We start from the raw sequence: 8,572 nt of genomic DNA on the forward strand, positions 1-8,572 counted from the left end.
ACGAAACAGAAGAATTGGAAGAAACAAAAATGGCTAAGAAGAAAGAAAAAATTACAGAAGAAGTAAAAGAAGAAGTGAAAGAAGAACGTATTGAAGACGTCGTGGAAAATACTGGCATTGTAGAAGAAGCCGTACAAACAGAAGCTCTTGTCGAGAATGAAGTTGTCGAAAATGAAGTTGTTGAGACTGCAGAACAGGATGATAGCCTGGAAGATTCCATTGAAGATTCAGAAGCTCTTGAAGAAGATGACGAAGAAAGCGAAGATGATGAAGATGCTGACGAGTTTGATTCAGAAGAGACTCCTGTTGAAGATGCAAATACAATTGAAGATGATGTTCTGTCCTTGCAATGGGATGATGACGATGTTGAGCCTATAGCTTCTGATGATGAATCAGAAGAAAAGGTTGAACGTCAGGCTCCCCGTGAATTTGGTCAGGATAGAAATGATAACCGTGAACGCGGTAGCCGCGATGAGCGCCGTTCTTCCCATGGGGAACGTCGTCCTTCCTTCGGCGGAGACCGCGAGCGTCGTCCTTCAGGGGACAGGGATTCACGTCCTTCCTTCGGTGGAGACCGTGAACGCCGTCCATACGGGGATCGGGATTCACGTCCTTCGTTCGGCGGAGACCGCGGAGCGTCGTCCTTCAGGTGACAGGGATTCACGTCCTTCGTTCGGTGGAGACCGTGAACGCCGTCCATACGGGGATCGGGATTCACGTCCTTCGTTCGGCGGAGACCGCGAGCGTCGTCCTTCAGGTGACAGGGATTCACGTCCTTCGTTCGGTGGAGACCGTGAACGCCGTCCATACGGGGATCGGGATTCACGTCCTTCCTTCGGTGGAGACCGCGAGCGTCGTCCTTCAGGGGACAGGGACTCACGTCCTTCCTTCGGTGGGGATAGAGAACGCCGTCCATATGGTGACAGGGATTCACGTCCTTCGTTCGGCGGAGACCGCGAGCGTCGTCCTTCAGGGGACAGGGACTCACGTCCTTCCTTCGGTGGGGATAGAGAACGCCGTCCATATGGTGACAGGGATTCACGTCCTTCGTTCGGCGGAGACCGTGAACGCCGTCCATATGGTGACAGGGATTCACGTCCTTCGTTCGGTGGAGACCGCGAGCGTCGTCCTTCAGGTGACAGGGATTCACGTCCTTCCTTCGGCGGAGACCGCGAGCGTCGTCCTTCAGGGGACAGGGACTCACGTCCTTCCTTTGGTGGGGGATAGAGAACGCCGTCCATATGGTGACAGGGATTCACGTCCTTCCTTCGGCGGAGACCGCGAGCGTCGTCCTTCAGGGGACAGGGACTCACGTCCCTTCCTTTGGTGGGGATAGAGAAACGCCGTCCATATGGTGACAGGGATTCACGTCCTTCCTTTGGTGGGGATAGAGAACGCCGTCCTGCTTTTAGCGATAGGGATAAGGCTCCTGCTTTCACTGGTGAACGTGATCGTAAATCAGCTCCAAAACCATATGGCTACGATAAATTCAAGACTACTCGTACCAGAGGACAGGAAGAAAATACTGATTCTTTCTTCTGGCTCGAAGATCACAAGGATGATAAATAGACTTTCATAAGTAATTATGGATTAAGCAATGAAGAACCTCAGTGTTGGAAACAACTACTGAGGTTCTTCTTTGTGATTATCAACCTGAATACGTCATACCCAAAGATGGGAGGCCGTTCCCTAGTATAGGGCTTGGAAAATAGATCATAAGAAAAATGCAAATCGTCGGTCAAAAGAGGAAGGTCTTCCTGCCCTTCAGCTCACCGATTTGTGTCGCGTGGTCTGTGGGATGGTCTCGCTGGTGGTGGCCATGGATCTGTGGATGGACAGGCCGTCAATGTTTGTGTTCTATTCCACCAAAAGAAAGCAGATACATATCGTTTACTACGAAGACGCCTGATATTGGATGTTTTGCAGAAGTCAATACGTTAGGCCACTACAGATGACGGGTGTAGAGCTGCAGGATATTGCTTGCCAATTCCATTCCGCTGGGGTAATTGGAGGCCTGCATGTAGCTCTCAGGACTACCCCTCGAACCTTGTCGTAATACAAGTTCCCCATGACGAATGAAGAAAAAATCACCCGGTTGCGGATGCATATCACCGAGCTGGAGAAGGAAAATGAGAAGGGGAAAAAAAAAGATTGGTACCCGAGACTTTTGCGCGGAAGGGTTACTACCTGAGTATAGGGGAGGCTGAACGAGGCAACCGTTGCAAAGTACATACGCGAACAGGAACAGCATGACATCATTGCTGACTATAGGCAGATTTACTTTGTTCTTTTTGGATATAGCCAAACGAAAACAGTTTTGCATTCAGCACTGACAATATCAATGGTAAGAGAATGATGTTACGGATGAGATCTGGAAAGAAGGAAAAGGAGCGTTACGAACTGCTTCACAAGGTTGGCTTGGATGTTTTTATTGAGTTCTTATGTCTGATATAGATAGGAATGTTCTTAAAAAAACTACTTTTTTAAAAGCAAGTTTTTCAACAATGAGAGACTTCCCCAGTGATTAAACTGCCAAACACCAAATGAAGTATATGAACAAAGATGCTTTCCTGTAAGTGAGACTGATGTTTAGGGTAGTGTAGGAATATTCCTTATTATTCATAATATTTGTCTTGACTAATGGTTAGCATAAATATTTAGTAAAAAAATTAAAAAAATTTACCTTTTAATTATATATATTAAAAAATAAATGAATAAAAATTGAAGCTTTTATAAATACGATAATTGTATTAGTTCTTATTTACAAATCCTATTTACTATGTTATTTTTTGTTGTGGGTGGTTACCCTTAAGGGAAAAGCGTATGGCAACAATTAAAGATATAGCGAAGGCTGCCGGTGTTTCCACATCAGCTGTTTCGAGAATACTGAATCATGATCCCTAGTTTGAGTGTTACTGATGAGACAAAGATTAGGGTTTTGGAAAAAGCTGATGAATTGGAGTACATTCCACTACAAATCAGAAAGAATCCAAGTCCTAAACGGGACCGTCTGAATATTGGCATTGTCGATTGGTATGTTCCTTCATCCTTGATAGAAGATCCTTATTATCTGTACCTCATGGTTATGGTTGAGAAGATCTTGGCTAAAGAAGGGCTGAATAGTTTTCGTCTTGTTGAGACGGACAATGGCTATATCTCAACCATTAACAAAAAGCCTAATGGTATCATCGCTATCGGACGTTTTGACAAAGAAGGTGTTACTGTCCTGGAAAAGATTAGCAAGAATATTGTGTTCATAGATTCAAGTCCCATGGCTGATAAATTTGATTCAATTCTAGTCAATACGGAATTGGGGACACTCCAAGCTCTTGAATATCTTTATGGGCTTGGACACAGGCATATTGCTTTCCTTGGAGGGACGGTTATCAGCGACAATGGGATGAACCGTAATCTGCCTTGTGATGATAACCGAAAGAGTGCCTATATCCAATTCATGAAGAGTCATGGAATCTATAATGAAGCACTTATCTTTGAAGGCGAAAAACTCTCTTTCCAAGAAGGGTCCCAGCAATGTGCCAAGATGTTGGAAAGTCAGTTGAAGCCCACTGCTGCTTTTGTTGCCAATGACTCTATGGCTACCGGGGTGATAGCAAAGCTTTACCGAACACCATATAAGAATTCCCGAGGATATAAGCATTGTAGGTTTTAATGATCTTCCTTCCAGCAAATTTCAAATGCCGCCGCTGGACCAGTGTGAAAATCAATATTGAATACATTGCCTCAATGCACTGTAGAAAACCTTGAAAAAACAGAATCTCAGGGACATCACTTTTCCCGTTGAAAATATATGTGCCTACTTCCTTATCGGTGAGAGAAAGCGCTGCAGAGCTTCAGGGACAATAGATACTTCTATTTTCTTTCAAAAGAAAGGTCTCTGACTATTAAGCAGAAAATGAGTCCTATGAGTGTCCCTGCAATCCAGGTGAAGATGGTTGTATTCCATCCCCAGTGTTCTGAGATGAATCCAATGGAGAGGGATGCAAGAGCTGAACCGAAATAAGCCAGAGAGTTGAGTAACCCTGATACCAAGGATACTTTGTTGTCCTTTTTGAAATGGCAGGGGTATGAGATTTACAAATAAAGTGTTGGCAGCCATCATGGAGGCAGTGATGACAGCTAGGAATATTCCAGAGAGCAATGCTCCTCTTTTACCTAGCGTTTGTAGTAGAATGAGAGAAAGAGCCGAAATCAGGAAAAACACCGAGGCCGCTTTCGTTTCTGTTTTTAGCAATTTGAAGGCATACTGTGCCCAATAAGCACCTGCAAGGTTAATGATAGGAATGATTAGGGTGATGATCAACGAAAGGGAAGGTGATAAGCCAAAACGTTCGCTGATAAAGGTTGGAATCCAGGAAGTTACTCCATCTTTGATAGTTCCATGGATGATTACAGGAATCAATATCAAGAACAATCCACGTTTAAAAAATAGGTCAAAAAGAGATAGCGAAGTTGTTTGGTTTGTAGATTTTTGAAGGTTTATTTGCCCAATGAAGTTTTTGTTCTCAATACATGGTGGATAAAGGATAAGCCAAAGCAGGGAAATAGCAATGAGGTCAATGAAGGCAAAGCCAAAAGAAAAGGACCAATCGGTGAATTTAAGGAAAAAAGCAGAAAGTAAATAGGTGAACAGGGTTCCCCCAACCATGCTCGAGACTATATTGACCCCTGCTTTCTGCCTCTCCCCATCAGGTAGGTCTTTCGGAAAGTGTTCTGATGAGTGGTGGCCAAATCATTGATTGGAAAATTCCATTGAAGAACCAGAGAAGTGTCATAAGAAAATAATTAGAGGCAAAAATCATAGCCCCGTTGATAATTCCTGAACAGAACAGCCCACAAAAGATCATATGCTTGGCTTTAAGCCTGTCGCCTAGAAAACCGTTGAGGATTTGACCCATTCCATAAGCAAAGAAATAAGCCATGTTGATGGTTCCTGCCTGAGAGGCGGTCAATTTTCCCAACTGGATAAGCTGTGCCATAACAGAAGGAAAGTCCAACCTCCCAATGTAGGAAGTAAAATAGACAAGCCAACATAAAAGAAAGGTTGAATTTTCTTTCATCCTCTTTGAAAAAAGCATAATTAGCTTCTCCTCAAATCTGTATTTTCATACCATCATAAGCGGTGATGAACCCTTGAGGCTGAGCAATCTTCACCAATTCATCATGCATCATCTTCCCGTTATGGGAAAAATGGGTAATGACAAATTTCGTGTGAGTATCAATGCAATGTTCTTTTTCCAAACGTTCTTTGACAGCAATATCATCAGGAAGCCCCATATGGTACGTACCATCTTTTTCACCCATGCAGGTACAATCCAGACTAACCAGATCAAAATGGATGTTGGCGATATGTTTCCAAGTGGCTTCAGGGAACCAGCCTGTGTCATTGCCATACAAAATGGTTTTTCCATCTTTTTTAATTATATAGATTAGGCATTTTTCATCTTTTGCGTGGTTCGCCAAGAGGGGAAGGATGTCATATCCATCTTTGGTAGAGAACGGTTCAAAAGCATGTGCTTCCTGGAAATAAATCCTATCTTTTAGGTTCCAACTGTCGTCCTGTTTCATTGTATCGTTGTAGAAAAAGTGTGTACTTTGTCATTACCGTAAAACCGGTCAGCATGGGATGATGCTGATGATATATGTGCATAAGGTTCGCCACGCATAAGCAATTCGATTGGGTAGAAATGATCCTGATGAGAATGTGTAACTATAAGCGAGGTAATCTTTGACAACTCAATTTGTTCATGGAAGGCATGGTAATAGGTATCAGGGGGAAGGTCTACCAGAAGGGTGGAATTGATGAGAACTTGCGATCTTGTTCTCAAGTTCTTTCCACCAATTTTTCGAGCCTTTGTACAGGTCTCACATTCACAAAAGACAGCAGGCCATCCCTCCACAGCGGCTGTCCCTAAATATTGTATATCCATACATTTCTCCTAAATAAACACGAAAAAAGGAATGTGAGTTCCTTCTTTCGTGTGTAGCTTGATGGAATAGTCTTATTTCGCTATAGCCCTGAATGAAACGTCTAATGCCTTGGCGTAGGCCTCGACATCAAACTTGTCCATCATCAGATATTTTGCTGTGATATCATTGAAACTAGTCAGATACTCAGAATTGAACTCTGAAATAGCAATCATATTGTATACTGCATCACCGGTATATGCAGTGATATCATTCAGCGGAGCAATGGTATCAACATGAACGGTACATCCCGTTAATCCATTGGAAGCCTTTGCATAGAACTCACCGGACTCAACAGAGCAAAGATACTTGAAAAAGTCCTTAGCTACTGAAAGTATCTTTGTATCTTTGGTATTGTAAACACAGAAGTTGTTCCCTGGTTCGATACGCATCTGCGTCTCTTTGGTGTTATCGGACACTGGGTAGGCAAAAGTTCTCAGATTTGTATTTGGATTGATGGAAAGAATACCTGCTATAGTCCAGGAACCGTTGATAGTCATCGCAATCTTTCCTGTAGCGATACCACTTAAAACATCGTTCCAGCTTGTTGCAAAGGGATCGTTGCCCCAATATTTCTTATAGGAAGCGAGAGAGGAAATACTTTTCTTGAAAGACGCTATCATCAGAGAAAGAGCTCTTCAATGACATCTTGTCCGTGAACCAATTTGGATTTTTCTCGACGCAATTTATGTAGATATACGCGTAGCAGAAGTGCTTCTGACACCAAGACTCGGCAAAGGGAGGCTCCGAACGGGGTAATCCCGTTGGCCAGCAAGGTTTCGCAAACCTTCTTGAGTTCAGAATCAGTGGTAGGAATCTGCAAACCATATTTGTCGAAGACGTCCTTGTTGTAGAAAATCCCATAGGCACTGACATCAAGAGGTACACCATACAGAGTAGAGCCAATCTTTCCCTGAGAGAGAATATCAGCGCTGAAGTTTTCCTTCAATCCTTCGGTGGCGGAGACATCTGCAAGGTTCCCCGCTTTTGCAAATTCCAAAGTATTGATCCTGTCCAGATCAAAAATCATCGGAGCATCATTTGATGCGATTTTGGTTTTCAGCATGGTGAGAAAGTTATCGTTGGGAACCATCTCGATATTAATTTTTACATTAGGGTGTTTGTGCTGTGTAGGCCTCCACACAATGATTGACCCAGTCCTGTTTTCCTGCTTCTTCAAGATGGTGCATCCAAGTGAAGGACACCGTATCAGAAGTGGATTTTGCTGAAGTGGAGCTTTCGGCGGTTCCATTGGCGAACCCCATTCCCACTCCAAGTAGAATTGTTAAAAGACACAATCCGATTTTTCTTCATAGTTTTCTCCTTTTCAAACATATAAATATTTTACAGTCAAAAAAATATTTGTCAAACAAAAATTTACTAAAGTTTACTTATTTGAAATTAAATTTTACTAATTTACATGATAATTGAAATACGATTTTTCGGAACGGGTGGAAAATTGCCTAAAAGACATAAGGAAGATTGAATTATTTCAATTTTTTATTGCTCCAGAAGAAATACCTGCGACCAAGTATCGTTGCATAAACAAGAAGCAAATGATAACCGGCATCATTGAAAGGATGGCTGCTGCAAAAGCCATCCCGTACTCTGCTGAATAGGCACCAAAGAAGTAGTACTGTTTAACTGTCAACGTCCTGACAGTATCCTTCTGCAACAAGATGATGGAAATATTGAAATCATTCCAAAGCCACATGATATGCAATGCTGCAACCGTCGCAGAGACAGGGGCAAGAAGAGGGAAAACGATTTTTCGAAAGGTCTGGAAGGGTGTGCAGCCATCAATGGTTGCTGCATCTTCCACCTCCAACGGAATAGACTTGATAAACCCAACATACAGGAATGTCGCATAGGCAATGCTGTTTCCTGTGAACATGAGTATCATACCAAAAAGTGAATTGAGCAGCCCCAGGTTCTTGAACATCTTGTAGACAGGAATCATAAGTATCTGGAAAGGAATCATCAATGATGAAAGATAGACTTTATCCAAGCTCTTGATCAGTTTGCTCCAGTGCCCATTTCGTGCAATGGAATATCCGCTCATGGAAGAGAAAAAGACAATGAGTACGACAGAAGGGAATGTTACCGTAACGCTATTGATAAGCGATTGAGTGAAATTACTTTTTCTCATACCCTCAGTGAAATTTTTGAAATATATCGAGGAAGGGAAGGCAAGAACGGAGTTCGCCGTCTCCAAGGGAGTCTTGAAAGCAGTGTTGATTGCCAGGATGATAGGAAAAAGAAATAGGAAAATGATGAATAAATTGAAGACATTGAAAATGGAGTACTCAATAATTTTTCTTTTTCGTATGAATTTCATTTATTTTTCTTCCCTTACATTGTTATTTCTCGTTTCCGGAAGAACGAGGATACAGCTATTCCAATGCAGATACAGAATAACGCGAATAGTAGAGCGACAGCTTGTCCATATCCAGCCTTGTTGAAATTAAACAAGTTTTCAAAAATGTAGATGGACAATGTCCTGGAAGCACCACCGGGTCCTCCATTGGTAGCTGATAGCGTGGTAGCGAACTCCCTTAGCCAGGAGGTGAGTGAAAGTGTGATACAG

12 protein-coding genes and 1 pseudogene are annotated in these 8,572 nt (G+C 42.7%); 4 read left to right on the forward strand and 9 right to left on the reverse strand.

Annotated elements, in window-relative coordinates:
* Positions 1-489 precede the first annotated feature (489 nt).
* From ACHZBG_RS10525 to ACHZBG_RS10540, 4 genes are all read left to right on the forward strand, one after another.
* Positions 490-1,227: a hypothetical protein gene (locus ACHZBG_RS10525; RefSeq protein ID WP_394699385.1), complete on the forward strand. Its 738-nt coding sequence runs from the start codon at positions 490-492 to the stop codon at positions 1,225-1,227.
* Between the two features lie 99 nt (positions 1,228-1,326).
* Positions 1,327-1,569, forward strand: coding sequence for a hypothetical protein (locus tag ACHZBG_RS10530; RefSeq protein ID WP_320129415.1), 243 nt, complete (start codon positions 1,327-1,329; stop codon positions 1,567-1,569).
* A 1,254-nt stretch (positions 1,570-2,823) separates the two neighbouring features.
* Positions 2,824-2,904, forward strand: coding sequence for a LacI family DNA-binding transcriptional regulator (locus ACHZBG_RS10535; RefSeq protein WP_394699386.1), 81 nt, complete (start codon positions 2,824-2,826; stop codon positions 2,902-2,904).
* Complete coding sequence (locus tag ACHZBG_RS10540) at positions 2,894-3,670, forward strand: substrate-binding domain-containing protein (protein ID WP_320129417.1); 777 nt, start codon at positions 2,894-2,896, stop codon at positions 3,668-3,670. The genes ACHZBG_RS10535 and ACHZBG_RS10540 overlap by 11 nt, the downstream gene beginning before the upstream one ends.
* Positions 3,671-3,880: 210 nt before the next feature.
* Here the strand turns inward: ACHZBG_RS10540 and ACHZBG_RS10545 are convergent, their stop codons facing one another.
* The 9 genes and pseudogenes from ACHZBG_RS10545 to ACHZBG_RS10585 form a co-directional block, all read right to left on the reverse strand.
* Entirely contained in the window at positions 3,881-4,666 is a 786-nt protein-coding gene (locus ACHZBG_RS10545) for an MFS transporter (protein ID WP_320129418.1), read from the reverse strand.
* Positions 4,667-4,706: 40 nt separating this feature from the next.
* Positions 4,707-5,096, reverse strand: a complete 390-nt coding sequence (locus ACHZBG_RS10550) for an MFS transporter (RefSeq protein WP_320129419.1) — start codon at positions 5,094-5,096, stop codon at positions 4,707-4,709.
* 13 nt (positions 5,097-5,109) lie between these two features.
* Positions 5,110-5,586: an MBL fold metallo-hydrolase gene (locus ACHZBG_RS10555; protein ID WP_320129420.1), complete on the reverse strand. Its 477-nt coding sequence runs from the start codon at positions 5,584-5,586 to the stop codon at positions 5,110-5,112.
* Positions 5,583-5,948 carry a hypothetical protein gene (locus tag ACHZBG_RS10560; RefSeq protein ID WP_320129421.1) on the reverse strand — a complete coding sequence of 122 codons (366 nt, stop codon included), beginning with the start codon at positions 5,946-5,948 and terminating at the stop codon, positions 5,583-5,585. Before ACHZBG_RS10560 ends, ACHZBG_RS10555 begins: the two co-directional genes overlap by 4 nt.
* 72 nt (positions 5,949-6,020) lie before the next feature.
* Complete coding sequence (locus ACHZBG_RS10565) at positions 6,021-6,608, reverse strand: extracellular solute-binding protein (RefSeq protein WP_320129422.1); 588 nt, start codon at positions 6,606-6,608, stop codon at positions 6,021-6,023.
* Positions 6,608-7,129: an ABC transporter substrate-binding protein gene (locus tag ACHZBG_RS10570; RefSeq protein ID WP_320129423.1), complete on the reverse strand. Its 522-nt coding sequence runs from the start codon at positions 7,127-7,129 to the stop codon at positions 6,608-6,610. Before ACHZBG_RS10570 ends, ACHZBG_RS10565 begins: the two co-directional genes overlap by 1 nt.
* Complete coding sequence (locus ACHZBG_RS10575) at positions 7,098-7,250, reverse strand: hypothetical protein (RefSeq protein ID WP_320129424.1); 153 nt, start codon at positions 7,248-7,250, stop codon at positions 7,098-7,100. The genes ACHZBG_RS10570 and ACHZBG_RS10575 overlap by 32 nt, the downstream gene beginning before the upstream one ends.
* Before the next feature lie 227 nt (positions 7,251-7,477).
* The gene (locus ACHZBG_RS10580) at positions 7,478-8,323 is read right to left on the reverse strand and encodes a carbohydrate ABC transporter permease (RefSeq protein WP_320129425.1); all 846 of its coding nucleotides are present in this window, start codon (positions 8,321-8,323) and stop codon (positions 7,478-7,480) included.
* A gap of 14 nt (positions 8,324-8,337) precedes the next feature.
* Positions 8,338-8,572: pseudogene (locus ACHZBG_RS10585) on the reverse strand (sugar ABC transporter permease); the annotation flags it as partial.

The organism is uncultured Sphaerochaeta sp. (assembly GCF_963676625.2).
Taxonomy (GTDB): Bacteria; Spirochaetota; Spirochaetia; order Sphaerochaetales; family Sphaerochaetaceae; genus Sphaerochaeta.